Genomic DNA, 14,896 nt, shown 5'->3' with positions numbered 1-14,896 from the left:
GATTAGGTGTGATACCTGATGTGGTTCTATCGCGTTGCGCTACGTCACTTGTACTGGTCGGCAGCGGTACTCAAGAAATTTTTTAAACTTGTGCCACTGCCTACGCTCACGCTTGTTGTGCTGACCCTGGTGAGTCAGTTTTCTCGTATGCTGGCATTCTTCTTGCCACTGAAAGTTATTATTTTGATTGGCTCGACAGGAACGCCGCGGTATTTTCCCGATTCATGGGCGGTTCTCGACCGAGATGTTTTGGTCATTGCACTTAGTCTTGCAACTGTATTTTTCTATGCTGCTTCGCTCTCATCGGAAAAGTTATTGAGCTTCATGGCCGAGAAAGGTGCGGCCGGAGTGGTGGCAGGCACACAAAAGCTGGTCCTATTCACGAATCAGGACGAAGTTGCAAGTCAAGCTTATCAAAAGCTGGCTGCCGGCTTAGCTACTGGAGCATTGACGGTTGTGCTAGCCTTGCTCTTTGCCTCTATTTACCCAACCTTTCTCTTGGCTGCCCTCACTTATGTTCTGGTTGCGTCAGCCTTTGTGGCACTGATGGGTCGTAATGCCGAAGCTCGTAGCGAACTTCAACAGGGAGCGACCACCTTATCTGGGCTGCTTTCGGGTATCGGTTTCATGGTTTTGTTTGCTTTCATGGTGTTGGATTTTTTGCTATTGGAAGGCGTCAGTTTTATTGTGGCGATCATCAGTTTGTTGCTCTCTCGGCAACTCTTGAATCGCCTCGACGGTGTGATCAAAGACGCAATATGGCTCAGTAGCAAACGTCTCCAGATCAATGCCATTTTTTTTACGGCCCATCGCCTCGAGAAAATGCCTGAGCATTCTTGGAACAAGAAGTTCTGGAGTTTCCTTTCCTTAAGTGAGAACAGTGAGCCGCTATTGCCCATGCTTGAGCAGGTCTTGGGCTACGAACTGTCGAAGGATACAGAGATAAACTGTCGTTGGAAACAAAGCGGTCTTGCGGATCTGCTGACTTTTGAAATCGAGCTAAAAGTGCATGAAGATAAGTTTGAACGCTTTCTTCTCAAGGTATTCGGCAAACGTCAACGTAAAGCGGCGATGAGCGAAGCTGATATCTTATCGTCCGGTTCCGGCCATCTGCTGCCTGTGCCAGAGCTTGTGTATATTGGAGAAATGCATGGTTTCGATGTGCATCTATTCCGCATGCCAACTTGGTTCACTCTAGGCTACGCAACAGCGGAGAGGATCCAGTTCGAATGGCTGGTAAAATACTGGCGGGTGGAACCGGATAGGACCTTACTCAATCGCTATCAACGCTCCCACCCGTTGCTACAACACCGCTTGGGCATATGGATGCTTGACCGGTTGGTGGTTGTGGCTAGTAACAGTGAAAATAAATCTACTATAGAGGAAGCGAAAGAGTATTTCGAAGATATCTTGGAAACATTGAATCTTCTTCCCTTAGCAATAGTAAATCCCGGGGTGCCAAGGGAGCTTAGTTTTGTTTCGGAAACAGGAGATGTAGTACAGGCCCATATAGGAAGCTGGGCGCTGGAACCCATAGGTGTGGAGTTACCTCTAGGGGATGCATGGTTGCCGAACTTGAAGGATATGTTGGAGGAGGCAGGGGAAAAGCGAAACTCTTTGTTGGATGTTCACTTGGAGCATGTGCGTCTTTGCGCATGCTGCAGCGCATTTGAAAAGCACTTCCATCGGCAGCGATACGCCGATGCTATTGCATTGCTGTCTGATATATTGAGATACCTCTCGGAAATTAAAACTTCGACTGATGTGAAAAAGCAGAGCTCGGCTTGCCCTGCGACGGGAGGGGGGCATGCATGAGGTTCGCAGTTTCAGCAGTTGTCATCTCTGTCATTGTGCCTGCCTTCTGGGATTGGCATGCCTTGCGCTCTTGACTTGAAGCTTCTAGCTTAAAAAATCGGTTCGAGGTAAAAAGTCGGCGAGAGCCGGCCAAGCGTTTTAATGCTGCTCTGCTGTGTTGTAATGGCTGAACCATTCCGGAATAACCATGAGCGATTTAAGAGAAACGAATGAAGCTTGGCTTGACCCGTATGTCGTTAGCCAATTGGAGATATTACCCCATGGCTAAAAGTTATAGCAGAGACTACCGGTTGGACATACAGGGCCTGAGAGCAGTTGCCGTATCCCTTGTTGTCATCTATCATATTTGGCCACATTACCTTACCGGTGGATTTGTCGGTGTTGATGTATTTTTTGTAATTTCCGGCTATCTGATCACCTGTCATCTCAGGCAGGAGATTGAACGTAAAGGCACTCTTTCACTTCGGGACTTTTATGCTCGAAGGATACGTCGCTTGCTGCCCGCTGCATCGCTGGTTCTTGTTGTTACAGTATTAGCATCATTCTTTATTGCGCCGAAGTTTAAGCTTCTGGCTATAGCTTACGACACTATGGCCAGTACGCTATATGTGCAAAATTGGCGGCTACTGTTACTCTCGGTTGACTACCTGGGCTCAGAAGAATCTGCCGGGCCTTTGCAGCATTTCTGGTCGCTTGCCATTGAAGAACAGTACTATATTGTCTGGCCATTACTCTTGTTGGGTCTCACCAGTATTGTGGTGAATACGTCTTTTCGTATTGCTGCGGCCTGGCTCGTTTCATGCGTGATGGGCTTGTCATTACTCGCGTCTGTGGTGATTTCACGGTCAGACCAGTCTGTTGCATACTTTGCTACTCACACTCGAATTTGGGAGTTGGCGCTGGGCAGTATGCTGGCGTTTTTTCAGTGGAATTTATCTAATCGTACAATAAAGTCATCGCTTGGCTGGTTGGGCCTTGCGATGATTTTTTTAAGTGCCTTTACTTTCAATTCCGAGACTGTGTTTCCTGGATATGCCGCACTATTACCTACATTGGGTACGGCTATTCTCATTTGGGTTGGTGGCAACGGCCTTGCTCATGAACAAGGTTTGTCCTTGAAGCCAGTTACGTTTGTTGGAGATCTCTCCTATTCTTTATATTTGTGGCATTGGCCCATCATAATATTCGCTGGCTATCTTGGTCTTGAGAATGTCGGGGTTGTCCAAGGATTGGGTATCATGCTAGTTTCTGTTGTGCTGGCATGGTGTACGAAAGTTTTTGTCGAAGATGGGTTCCGAATAACTAAGCAGGAAGCTAATTATAAACTGTCTATAAAACACTGGTTAACAACTCAGCCTTTTGGCTTGGCGTCTACTTGCATGATGCTCAGCCTTACGGTTTCGGCTGGAGTATACTTTTGGGTTTTAAATCAAGGAAGTGTACGAGCAGTTGCATCGATTCCAGGGGCTCGTGCACTCATTGTGGATTCCGCCCAGATGCCTTTGTGGCAGCCAGGGGAACCTATTTCGCCTTCGCCGGAACTGGCGCGGGGGGATATGCCTACCTCTTACAGTAACGGTTGTCACCAAGGTATACATGATACCGAGCCTAAAGGCTGTGAGATTGGAGCCAGTGAAGGTGATAAGCTGGTTATTGTGGCTGGAGATTCTCATGCGGCTAATTGGATCCCAGCCTTTGAGGTGTTAGGACAAGAACAGAGCTGGAGAGTTATTAGTTATACTAAGTCAGGATGCTCGCTTACCCTGTTGGATATGCAGGTCCGTGGAAGACGATACGATGAGTGCACGAAGTGGTCTAGCAACGTTCTCGATGAAATTACCAGGATGGGCCCAGATCTTGTTGTACTTGGTCGCTCTGCTGGAGGTCGTGTATATGAATCTGAAAGTAGACAATCCAGTGATGAAGATGTTGTAAGTATGCTCAGCGCCGTATTCAGTCGTATTCGGAAAAGTGGGGCAGAGGTCGTGCTTATTCGCGACACTCCAAGAATGCCTTTCGATCCTCTACTTTGTTTTGAAGACAGCTCCAAGTGCTCTGCTGAAAGAGACGAAGCAATGAAGCGTTACGATCCGCTGATAGATGCTGCCAGTCTTGATGGGGAAACCAGCGTGATTGATATGACAGACGGGCTGTGTCGGGATGATCTCTGCCATGTTGTTGAGGGTAATGTAATTGTATGGCGTGATCAACACCATTTAACAGAGACATACTCCCGTACTCTAGCTCCTTTATTAGGACAGAAATTGGCCCGCGTGACTGGGTGGGGGCTAGAAAACAATTAATAATTTTTGATATCTGTTTTATAAATTATTTTATTAGATAAATTTCTAAGTGAGTTTTCCCTATGTCTGTCAACGTGGTACAGGTCTATGCAGTCACCTCGTTCACCCTTTTTGCAGACGATAGGTATTAAAAAGGAATGATCTCGTCGGAAAGGTATAGGCTAACTAATTTTGCTTTATGTAACTGGTTTTTCCATCATCGTGCCTACCTACCGGGATTGGTGCGCTCTGCGCCCCTGCCTTGGTGCTCTGGGTGAGCAGACCCTGCCAGCGCAGGAGTTTGAGATTCTCATTGTGGAGAATGCTGGCGAGAGCCAGCCACACGATTTGACGCTGCCTGGAAATGCTCGGCTCCTTCATGAGCCGGCGCCCGGCTCCTATGCGGCGCGCAATCTCGGTATTGCCGAGGCACGTGGTAATGTACTCGTGTTTCTCGATGCGGATTGCATCGCCGCTCCCGGCTGGCTGCAAGCCGGGCTTGAGTGCTTGCAAGCCAACCCCGAAGTTGGGCTGGTGGCGGGGAATATCGAGCTGAGCTATGCCGCACCGCGCTTGACGCCGGCCGAATGCTTCGAGAAAGCGTTTGCCTTTCGGCAACGGCAAAATGTGGCTAATGGAGTTTCGGTAACGGCAAACCTGTTCGTGCGCCGTGAGGTGTTCGATGAGGTGGGAGTGTTCGACTCCGGTTTGATGTCGGGTGGAGATTTCGAGTGGACCCGACGTGCCACTTCGCGTGGGCACCGGTTGGTGTATTGCGAAGGTGCCGTGGTGCACCATCCAGCACGTTCCTCCATTGCCGCGCTTGCCGGCAAGGCCCGGCGGGTAACCTCCGGCAGCCTGGCACTGTACCAGGAGCGCGGCGTGTTTGGTGGCTTGCGGCGTGTGGTGGGTAATCTTGCTGGCGATGTGGCCTCGCTTGTTTCCCGGCGGGACATGACCTGGTGTGAGCGTGCCTGGGCGCTGCTGGTGCTCGTTTATCTCAAGGCAGTGAAGGTGGTACAGCGATTCCGATTGGTAACGTCCAGACACGGTAGGGCAGAGTTGCCGCGATGAGAGTGTTGTTTGCCGCTTCCTTCGGCGGGCATTGGGCGCAGCTCAGGCGATTGGCCGAGTTGCTCGATTGCAACGCGCGACTGTTCGTTTCTACAGCCAGTCAACAGAACCAATCGGCTGATTATTATCTCGAAGACTTCAGCGTTCGCGAGCTGTGGCGCGGAGTGCGACAGTTACCCCGAGCCCTGAGCATTGTAAGAGAGAGCCAACCTGACTTGATCGTCAGTACCGGAGCGGCTCCTGGCCTGTTGATCTTATTCGCCGGGTTCCTGTTGGGTCGCAAGACGATCTGGGTGGATAGTATTGCCAATAGCCGTGAGGTCTCGCTCTCGTGCCGGGCGGCCTGCCTGTTTGCCACTCGGGTGTTGACCCAGTGGCCGGAGCTGGAAACCCGACGTATTCGCTACCTGGGGCGCCTGCTATGAATGTGCTGTTTACGGCGGGCACTCAGTTCCCGTTTCCTCGCATGGCTCGTGTAGTGGAGCGCATAGCCGAGCGGTGTACGGGTTGGCGTCTGGTCTTCCAGGCCGGCCCTGGTGCCTCCGGAGATGCCTTGCCGAGCTGTGCCGACGTACTCGCCCAGCCTCTCTTTCCCTCGGCAGCGTTTAATGCGCTATTTCAGGAAGCGGACCTCGTGGTTACCCATGCAGGCATGGGTAACCTGTTGTTGTGCCTGGAACAGTCAAAACCTTTTTATATGCTGCCACGCCTGGCCTGCCATGGGGAACATCGCAACGATCACCAGCGCGATACTGCCGAAGCCATATCGGAGCGTTATGGCATCCCCAGTTTTTATGAAGTCGAACCGCTCGTGGAAACAATCGTCTGCTTGCAGAGCAATGCGTTGCACGCACTCGAGCTTCACGACGCCATCGAACGTGAAAGGAGAGTGTTTGCAAATCGGTTGAATTCCCTCGTCGAGTCGCTATGATCTCCGCGCAGGCCCAGCACGTGGCTTCAGGAAAATTAACTCTGTGATGAGGCGCCAGGTGCTATTCAGTCACAAGACAGCTCTTCAGCTGACCCTTGCGGTCACCTTCCTTGCACTTGCCTTGCTGGTTTCGGCTCCCATACGGATCCACGCCATCATCGCTCTGTTGCTGATTTATTCCATTGGGTTTCTTGTCGTCAACCGCCAAAAATTGGTAATGACCCGGCAGGATTGGCTGGTTTTGCTGATTCTTTCGCTTTATATGGCTAGCCATCTTCCTGTTTTCGTCATTAGTGGCTACAGCTCACGTTACCTGGCACCAGGATTACATATGATGGGTATTATTCCCATTTACCTGATGCTTCGGATGGCATTGCATGATCTCGACCTGAAGCGCTTCCGGGCTGCGCTTGAGTATGGTGGCTTCGCCGGCTCCCTGGGAGGGGCTGGCATTGCGGTATACGAGGTCTATGTACTTGGCCAAGCGAAGGTAGACGCCTTCCTCTTCCATATCAATTTTGGCTACCTCAGTGCTTCGCTCTTCTTCCTGCTTGTCGCACTGTTACCCAGTTCACAGCGACGTGCGCTGGTTAGTGCAGGGGCGTTGCTGGCACTGCTGGCCACGCTGCTGAGTACTTCACGCGGGGCAGTATTTGCCATCCCCATCGTGTTCACTGTGCTGTTGGTTTGGCAGTGGCGGCGTATTGGAGCAGTCTATTTGGTTGCAGCCCTGCTGGGCCTGGGTGTATTGGCCATAGCGAGCTATTTCTCCCTGCCGCAGGTGGAGGATCGGATCGACGTCACCGTGAGCGAAGTGGAAAGAATGCTGGAAGGGGACTTCCGTGACAACTCGGCCGGTGGTCGGGTCCGGCTATGGGCTGCCGCCATCGAGGCATTCAAGGAACGGCCGCTGGTGGGGCTCACCTATGAGGAACGCGATTCGCTTAACGAAGAGCTTGCGGGCACGGGTATCATCAACGCGTGGGTAACCACGATTAGCCGTGGACATGCGCACAGCCAATATTTCGAAACCTTGGCAACGGGGGGGCTTATTGGTGTAGTGGCGCTGTTCTTCTATCTCGTTTTTCCTGCCCTACACTTTTTTATTCGCTCCCGGCGCGAGCCGGAGAATCCATACTGTTTCGTGGGGTTCGTTTTCTCACTGGGGTTTATCGTTTTCTGCTTGAGCGAAGTGCCATTGCAGCATGAAATGATCGCTACCTATTATGCCTTTGTGCTGGTGCTGCTTTTCATCCTGACAAGCAGACATACCGAGTCGGTTGCATGAAAATCGCCCCAATCAGTTTTGCCGACCGTTACCCGGCACAGCTCATCGTGCCGGTATTCGACATGCTGAGCATCCTGGTGGGTGGGCTGCTGGCTTACTGGTTGCGTTTCGGAACCTTCCAGCTTCATGAACGCTACTGGTTGGCCATGATCATCATGGCGTTGCTGGTAGTGCTGCTTAACACCATGCAGCGGGGTTACAGCTCCTGGCGCATCAAACGTCTGCCAGGCTTGATTGCTCGGCTTGGCCTGACATGGTTCATCCTGGCAGTGATCGCTACATCTTTGATCTATTTTGCCCATGCTGCCGAACGTTTCTCACGACTCTGGATCGGCTATACCCTGGTGAGTTCATTCATCATGGCGGGGGGGGCGCGTGTGCTGGCGCAACTGTTGCTGCGCCAAGCGCGACGCCAAGGGCGGGCCAGGCGTCCCGTGTTTCTGGTGGGGCCGGGAGAGCAGCTCATTCGCGTGGCCCAGGGCATGCGAAAGTACCCGGCAGAGGGCTATTCCATAGCCGGCGTCGAGCGCTTGGCGGCTGAATTGGATGAAGAGGCCATCGAACGCCTGAGTCGCCGAGTGGTGGAGTCTGACGCTTGCGAAGTATGGATTTGTGTTCCGCTGGAACTGGGGGCGGTGGTCAGGTCGATTTTCTATGCGCTGCGAAATCATACGGCGGAAGTACGCTTCCTGCCGGACTTCCGCGACATGCATCTGCTGAACCATAGCATGAGTGAAGTTGCCGGCCATTTGGCTGTCGATCTCAGCGTTACGCCATTCAACGGTATTACCCGAATCGTCAAGCGTCTGGAAGACCTGGTACTAGGCAGCATCATCAGTATTCTCATTCTTCCGGTTTGCCTCGTCATTGCCATAGCCATCAAGTTGACTTCGCCCGGACCGGTGCTGTTCAAACAGTACCGATTGGGGAACAACGGCCAGCATTTCAAGGTGTATAAATTTCGCTCGATGGAAGTGCACAAAGAAGCGAACGGGCAAGTGACCCAGGCCTGCCGAGGTGACCCGAGAATTACTCGCTTAGGTGCTTTTTTGCGGCGTACCTCGCTGGATGAGCTGCCGCAATTCTACAACGTTTTGCAGGGGCGAATGTCGATTGTAGGGCCACGCCCTCATGCACTGGCGCACAATGAATACTACAAGGATATGGTCGAATCCTACATGAAGCGACACAAGGTCAAGCCCGGTATTACAGGCTGGGCACAGGTCAATGGCCTGAGAGGAGAAACCGATACCATCGAGAAGATGGAGCGCCGTGTTGAACATGATCTCTGGTATATTGACAACTGGTCGATCTGGCTGGATTTGAGAATCATCGCTTTGACGATATACAAGGGCTTCGTGAATCCAAATGCCTACTGATACGAACCCCATCTGAGTAGTTGCCTTTGCAATAAAAAAGCGCCTGTATGGGCGCTTTTTTATTGGCTCCAGGAAATGCCGCGAGCTAGGCGTGGCCGCCATAGTTGCGCTTTTCCACCGCATCGATTTCAGAAGGCGTATCGGTTTCGAGAAGAAGATTGGGTTCTACCCCGTAAGCATGGATATGGCTGCGCTGAATGTAACCCGTCAGGTAATCCGCTGGCATCCGGATGGGGTAGGCCATGCTCAGCAGCTTTTTTGCCCCGGCGAGGTTTAGCCAATACCCTCTGCCACTGATGATGCAGCGTCGGGACTTGGCGCTGGGGTAGCGATAGCGTACGAGCTTGTGGCCGTCAGGCAAGCCCCGCTTGAGGGGCCATGACTTCGCCTTGCCGTGGTGGAGAAAGGCGATCTCAGCCCGTTTCGGCAGGGTTGCCAGCATTTGCTCCAGGGTCTGCATGAAGCCTTCCACGGGTTGGGCGTCGTCTTCGAGTATGATGACTTCGCCAAGGCCCTGTTCCGCCATGCGCTCATAGACTTGGATATGGCTCAGGGCACAGCCGATCTCGCCTCTATTCAAACTATGCCCCCACTCACGCTGGGCGTACTCCTGGTTCACGCTGGCCAGTGTTTCGTCGCCCAATTCGGCCCCGTTCACCGCATCATGGAATTCGAAAGGCAGCCCCATTTCGCCAAAAGCGGACTGCACGCGTGCCCTGCGTGAAGAGCCGGCTAGGGAGATGACGATAACGGGAGGAAGTGACGACACGGTATGCTACCCTCAATCCTTCGAAAGTGGCCAGCCTAGCGGAATGCCGCTTGCGATTCCAGCGAGGCGGTGTGCTAGTAACAGGGATAGTAATGAAAAAGTATTTGCATGCTTTGAGGGCGAAACGAGACAACTGGCGTATCGCCCTCAGCCGCTGGCGCTACGATCGCCATAGGCCTGAAACCGAGCGTGTGAACGACCTCCATCGGATCGTTTTCCTGCGGTGGGATGCGAAATGGGGGGATTCGATCATTTTCTCCCTGGTGGTGCCTGAACTGCGCAAGCTGGGTAGCGATGTATCCATCGAGGTCATCGCCACGCCGGAGATGGCACCGCTCTTCAGCGATCACTTGGGTGTCGATCGCGTTCATGTCATTCCTAAACGTCCGTCAGGGCGCAAGATACGCGAATTGGTCACTTCGCTTGGCGAAGTGGATCTGCTGGTGCATTTCAGTGAGCTGGCCAAGGCGCGTGATATTCACCTGTTGGGCGCTGCCAAGGCGCGGCATGTCGCCAGCCTGGATGACACCGTTGGCCTGGTGGATATCAAGCTGGGCCGGGCAACGAAGGGGCTGCACATGGAGGAGCGCTATCGTGAGCTGTTGCAGCGCTGCGGTGTCGCCGACCCAGAGAAGCGCTATACCGTGCCTCGCGACTCCCGCTCGGAAGCTGAGGTGGCCACCTTCCTGCGCGGGCGTGCTCGTCCTTACGTGGCGATCAACCCTTTCAGCAAGGGTGGGGCCAAGACGTTCAGTGTGGAGACCACGCTTGCGTTGATCGCGCGCATCGAAAGGATGGCACCCGATCATGATGTTTGCCTGTTGACGGCCCCTGGCTTCGAGAAAGCCATCGAGGCAATTGTTGGCGGTTGGAACGGTGAGCGCTGCTTTCTCTACCCCGATACGCGCTCCATCTACGATAACGTGGCGTTGCTGGCTGCCGCCAGCGCCCAGCTCTCTTCCAGCACGTCTACCGTGCATATTGCAGATGGGCTGGGTATCCCTTCGTTCGTTCTCTTCCCTCATGGCCCCGGTGAAATGGCAGCGTGGCATAGCGTGAACCCTCGCTCCATCAACCTGATGGGGCTGCCGGGGGAGGTCGATGATGTCAACCGCCTGGACTGGGATGAACTCGATGGCCTGCTCGAGCGCTTCTTCCATGACGCCTTGGCCCCGGCGCCTGGCATGGAGCGGCATGCTTGATGGAGCTTCTCCTCTGCGCCGATGATCGCTACGCGCCATATGCGGCAACGACCATGGTGTCTGCGCTGGAGCACTTGGCTGAGCCTGAAAAGGCGCGGGTCACATTGCTTACCCCCGGCCTGTCGGAAGAGACCCAGCGCTCGTTGGCCCGCCTTGCGCAGAGTTATGGTGCTCGAGCACAAGTGGTGGAGATTCGCGATGCCGATGTCGATCCCTCCTGCCTGCATCGGTTTGGCATTGCCTCCATTCTGCCGCTCTTCATGCACGAGCATCTTGGCCATGAGTGCAAGCGCGCCATCTATCTGGATTGCGACATGGTGGTGCTTGCCGACCTGAGTCCGATATGGCGCCTGCCGCTGGGAGGTGCCGTCCTCGCGGCGGTACGTGATGTATCGGGGGATCCTGAAGAGCATGACGCCATCGTTTCTTCGCCGTATTTCAACTCTGGCTTGCTGGTCGTTGACCTGGAGCGCTGGCGTCAAAGCGACGTGGCAGGCCAAGCGCTGGATTTCCTGCAGCAGCAGGGGCAGCGGCTGAGATATCCTGACCAGGATGCCTTGAACCATGTGCTGGCTGGCCAATGGCATGAGCTCGAGCCCAAGTGGAATCTGCAGTCTTCAGCTTATGCTGCCTTGAATACCCGGCCAGCGCACTTGAGGCCGCTGCTGCCGGCGCTGGAGGATGCGCTGCGCGACCCCAGTGTGGTCCACTATACTGGCCATGTAAAGCCATGGCATGCCCACTCCGAGCATCCATTGAAGGATATATTCAGGCATTTTTCATGCCTTACCCCCTGGCCTTTACGTGAAAAAGAATTGATGCGCGGGCTGCATTGGCGTAAGCGCCTGCGCATGATGCTGAAGGCCAATAAGATCAGGCGGCGTAGGAATAAAACAAGATGGACAGCTCATACCGGTCTTAGAAAGGCTAATTTAAAGAGCTGAGTATCACCTCGTTCGGTGTGTTATCTGATTCGGAGCGCATTAGATAATCCATAGCGCAGCACTAGTGCCTTTGGTCTTTCCTCTTATCGTGCATGGGTTACATTTTAACACATTCCATTTATGGATGGGGTGTAAGTCCATGACGACTCTTGTCACCGGTGCTGCTGGATTCATTGGATATCATGTCGCCCGTGCCTTGTGCCAGCGCGGCGAGGTTGTCGTGGGGCTCGATAATCTCAACGACTATTACGACCCGGAGCTGAAAAGGGCGCGGCTGGCCAGTCTTGCCACCGAGCCGGGTTTCAGCTTCGTTCGACTGGAGTTGTCGGATCGCCAAGGCGTGGAGCAGCTGTTTGAAGCTTGGCGACCCGACCGGGTGATTCATCTGGCGGCACAGGCAGGTGTCAGATATTCCCTCGAGAACCCCCATGCCTATATGGAAAGCAACATGGTGGGGTTCTTGAATGTACTCGAGGGCTGTCGAGTGCAGAATGTGAAGCATCTTGTCTATGCTTCGTCAAGTTCGATTTATGGAGGTAACGTTCGCACACCGTTCAGCGAGTACGATCGTGCGGACCACCCTCTTAATTTGTACGCCGCTACTAAACGTGCCAATGAATTGATGGCACATGCTTATAGCCATCTTTATGACCTGCCTACCACGGGTTTGCGGTTCTTCACCGTTTATGGCCCATGGGGGCGCCCTGATATGGCGCTCTTTACCTTCACGAAAAAGATCCTCGCCGGTGAGCCGATAGAAGTTTTCAATTATGGGCAGCATCGCCGTGATTTTACTTATATCGCAGATATCGTAGAGGGGATTATTAAAACCTACGATAGCTTGCCGTTAGCGGATGCAGCCTGGCATGAGCGGGCTGCAGCTGGAGATCCATCCTCGGCCAGTAGCTCTGCACCTTGGAAGATTTATAACATCGGCAACCAGACCCCGGTTGAATTGATTCATTACATACATGTATTGGAGTCGTGCCTGGGCAGGAAAGCGGAGATACGTCTCTTGCCGCGCCAGCCGGGTGATGCGCTGGATACTCACGCCGATGTTTCTGCGCTACAGCAGGCTGTGGGCTATAGCCCCGGGACTTCGGTTGAAGAGGGGGTTGCACGTTTCGTGGAGTGGTACCGCGAGTACTATCGAGAGCCGAAACAGGAGCCGATCCTGGGGGATGCTGGTGCGCTGGCATTGGTGTCTCAACCCGCTCCAAGCTCAAGCGTGCGGCCTCTTGGTGGTTAGTTACCTGTTGCCCAAGCGCTGGCTGGGGGTGAGCTGGCAACGCGGGTCGTAATGCAATAGCAGCGCTACGCATTGACTCGCCGCATTGCATGCTCAGTGATGGCGATAGGGTGCAGGACATATTGCGTTACCGAAAGTAAATTAATCCGCTGTGACTTGCTCTTGGTTTTCCAGAACGGTACTTTCTGGCAATGTTGTGTCAGGTCTGTGCGTAGCGCTTGAAATGGCCGGGAGAATCGAGTGAGGATCACTGCGGTGGAAATTGCAGACCGCAGGCGGAATTACCTGTTGTTCGAAAGTGGTGGCATGCAGGTTCCCCTGAGTCTGAGTAAGGACGATCGCTCCCGGCTGATGGAGGAAATGGCCAGCAGTGAGTTCTATTTCGACAGGGCTACGGGTGTGCTGGCCAAGGTCAAGAGCGACAAGTATCGCTGGTGGCAAAGGCCGCTGCGCTGGTTTCTGCGTGATTTCCTCGACAAGCGCTTTTTCTGGCAGTTCGAGGCACGCAAGGAAGTGCGTAGCAAGAAGATAATGCAGCAGGCTGGCCTGCGTACGCCACGCTGCCTGGCTTGGGGTATTTCACTGAACCCGTTCAATCATCAGGGATCGTTACTGTTGATCGAACACGTCGACGGCGTGATGACCGGTGAGCAGTATTTTGCCAGCTTGAACGAGCCTGGGCGCGATCGCTTTCTGACCAGGCTGTGCGATGACCTGATGAAGCTGGCCGTGGCGGGGTATGTGCATCGCGACCTGCACATGAACAACTTCCTGTGCGACCCGCACGGGGAGATCATCTGGATCGACACCCACGTCAAGCCGTTGCCACTCAGCAAGCGGGCCAAGTGGCGTGCACTCTATCGCTCGATCAGCCAGCGACACCTGCTCGATGCGCACTATCGTGAATCGCTGCATCACTATCTCAAGCGTCGCTGGCGCACGGCTTGAGAGCCAGGAGATCGTGGCGGCGATAGGCGAGTACGTTGATAAACCTCTGAATTTTTCCCGTCGGTAATTACACTGGCATGCTAAGGTGCTGGCTTTTTCTGGAACCGTACGGCCTTTGGCGTGTCGTAGCTGGAGTATTTCCGAAAAGGGGAAGCGAGTGAAGAACATCGGTGTGCTGGCCTTCGCCAGGTGCGTGAAACTGCTGGCCAACGTGACCAAGCTGGCTTCCTATGGCTTTCACTATGTCTTCCCCGACAAGCGCTTCACTATCCCCGAGCGGGCCGCGCCGTGGTGGAAGTCGAGCCGGCCAACGAAGGTGCCGCGCATCCTGTGGCAGACCAATTTCACCGACAAGGCCACGCTGCCGGTCTACCTGAACTACCTGTTCAACCGCTTGATGGCCCCCGGTTTCGAGTATCGCTTCATGATCACCGAGGCGCGGGCGGCATTCATCAAGGAAAATTACCCGGCGGATATCTATGAGGCCTACTCGCGCCTGCAGGTGGGGGCAGCCCAGGCCGATTTCTGGCGGGTGCTGGTGCTGCAGAAACATGGCGGGGTCTACATGGATATCGATGGCCACGCGGTGTGGCCGCTGTCACGGATCGTGAAACCAGAGATGGATGAGCTGTTCGTTACCACCAAGCGTGGGGACATCAGCAATTATTTCATCGCCAGCAAACCGGACAACCCGCATCTGCGCCTGGTGATCGACGCGATCTACGCCAACATTGAGGGTGACGAGGAGAAGGGTATCTTCCACCTCACCGGCCCCACCGTCTACAACGAGGTGCTGCCTCGCAACGAGGTCCGCACCGCTTCCTACCGCTATACCTGCAACCAGGGCAACTTCACCAACGAATACTTCCAGTACCTCGACAAGCCCCAGGGCAAGTGGACCAATGAGCAGTATCAGGTCGACGTGGTGCGCAAGCGCGAAGCGGCGGAGTAAGATGGCTTTAACTAACCAATGACAAAATCCGTTCGTGACTTAGTTAAAATCGGCCGGGCGGCT

Annotated in this window: 13 protein-coding genes; 12 read left to right on the top strand and 1 reads right to left on the bottom strand. The window is 53.9% G+C overall.

The features are described from left to right. The first annotated feature begins 18 nt into the window (after positions 1 to 18). The 7 genes from SPH52_RS07780 to SPH52_RS07750 all read left to right on the top strand — a co-directional run bounded on the left by SPH52_RS07780 (position 19) and on the right by SPH52_RS07750 (position 8,769). Positions 19 to 1,815 carry a hypothetical protein gene (locus SPH52_RS07780; protein WP_411794433.1) on the top strand — a complete coding sequence of 599 codons (1,797 nt, stop codon included), beginning with the start codon at positions 19 to 21 and terminating at the stop codon, positions 1,813 to 1,815. Positions 1,816 to 2,024: 209 nt separating this feature from the next. After that, complete coding sequence (locus SPH52_RS07775) at positions 2,025 to 4,118, top strand: acyltransferase family protein (RefSeq protein WP_411794432.1); 2,094 nt, start codon at positions 2,025 to 2,027, stop codon at positions 4,116 to 4,118. Positions 4,119 to 4,289: 171 nt separating this feature from the next. Further along, complete coding sequence (locus SPH52_RS07770; RefSeq protein ID WP_411794431.1) at positions 4,290 to 5,171, top strand: glycosyltransferase family 2 protein; 882 nt, start codon at positions 4,290 to 4,292, stop codon at positions 5,169 to 5,171. Continuing rightward, the gene (locus SPH52_RS07765; protein ID WP_411794430.1) at positions 5,168 to 5,596 is read left to right on the top strand and encodes an oligosaccharide biosynthesis protein Alg14; all 429 of its coding nucleotides are present in this window, start codon (positions 5,168 to 5,170) and stop codon (positions 5,594 to 5,596) included. The genes SPH52_RS07770 and SPH52_RS07765 overlap by 4 nt, the downstream gene beginning before the upstream one ends. After that, positions 5,593 to 6,102 (top strand): glycosyltransferase, encoded by a 510-nt coding sequence (locus SPH52_RS07760; protein ID WP_411794429.1) that lies wholly within the window; start codon positions 5,593 to 5,595, stop codon positions 6,100 to 6,102. Before SPH52_RS07765 ends, SPH52_RS07760 begins: the two co-directional genes overlap by 4 nt. 46 nt (positions 6,103 to 6,148) lie before the next feature. Next, positions 6,149 to 7,390 carry an O-antigen ligase family protein gene (locus SPH52_RS07755; RefSeq protein ID WP_411794428.1) on the top strand — a complete coding sequence of 414 codons (1,242 nt, stop codon included), beginning with the start codon at positions 6,149 to 6,151 and terminating at the stop codon, positions 7,388 to 7,390. Then, a complete protein-coding gene (locus tag SPH52_RS07750; protein WP_411794427.1) occupies positions 7,387 to 8,769 on the top strand; it encodes an undecaprenyl-phosphate glucose phosphotransferase in 1,383 nt (460 codons plus the stop codon). Before SPH52_RS07755 ends, SPH52_RS07750 begins: the two co-directional genes overlap by 4 nt. 85 nt (positions 8,770 to 8,854) lie before the next feature. Here the strand turns inward: SPH52_RS07750 and SPH52_RS07745 are convergent, their stop codons facing one another. After that, positions 8,855 to 9,538: a glycosyltransferase family 25 protein gene (locus SPH52_RS07745; RefSeq protein WP_411794426.1), complete on the bottom strand. Its 684-nt coding sequence runs from the start codon at positions 9,536 to 9,538 to the stop codon at positions 8,855 to 8,857. A gap of 191 nt (positions 9,539 to 9,729) precedes the next feature. Between SPH52_RS07745 and SPH52_RS07740 the strand changes: the two genes are divergently transcribed. From SPH52_RS07740 to SPH52_RS07720, 5 genes are all read left to right on the top strand, one after another. Continuing rightward, on the top strand, positions 9,730 to 10,740 hold the full coding sequence (locus tag SPH52_RS07740; protein ID WP_411794425.1) for a glycosyltransferase family 9 protein: 1,011 nt from the start codon (positions 9,730 to 9,732) through the stop codon (positions 10,738 to 10,740). Next, positions 10,740 to 11,684, top strand: a complete 945-nt coding sequence (locus SPH52_RS07735) for a glycosyltransferase family 8 protein (protein ID WP_411794550.1) — start codon at positions 10,740 to 10,742, stop codon at positions 11,682 to 11,684. Before SPH52_RS07740 ends, SPH52_RS07735 begins: the two co-directional genes overlap by 1 nt. A 139-nt stretch (positions 11,685 to 11,823) precedes the next feature. Next, complete coding sequence (locus SPH52_RS07730) at positions 11,824 to 12,933, top strand: NAD-dependent epimerase (protein WP_411794424.1); 1,110 nt, start codon at positions 11,824 to 11,826, stop codon at positions 12,931 to 12,933. Between the two features lie 306 nt (positions 12,934 to 13,239). Continuing rightward, on the top strand, positions 13,240 to 13,881 hold the full coding sequence (locus tag SPH52_RS07725) for a lipopolysaccharide kinase InaA family protein (RefSeq protein WP_411794423.1): 642 nt from the start codon (positions 13,240 to 13,242) through the stop codon (positions 13,879 to 13,881). 157 nt (positions 13,882 to 14,038) lie between these two features. Next, positions 14,039 to 14,833, top strand: coding sequence for a glycosyltransferase family 32 protein (locus SPH52_RS07720; protein WP_411794422.1), 795 nt, complete (start codon positions 14,039 to 14,041; stop codon positions 14,831 to 14,833). The last annotated feature ends 63 nt before the right edge of the window (positions 14,834 to 14,896 follow it).

Source organism: Halomonas sp. A29 (genome assembly GCF_046723295.1).
In the GTDB taxonomy this organism is placed as follows: domain Bacteria; phylum Pseudomonadota; class Gammaproteobacteria; order Pseudomonadales; family Halomonadaceae; genus Halomonas.
This window is presented reverse-complemented; position numbering and strand designations above follow the sequence as displayed.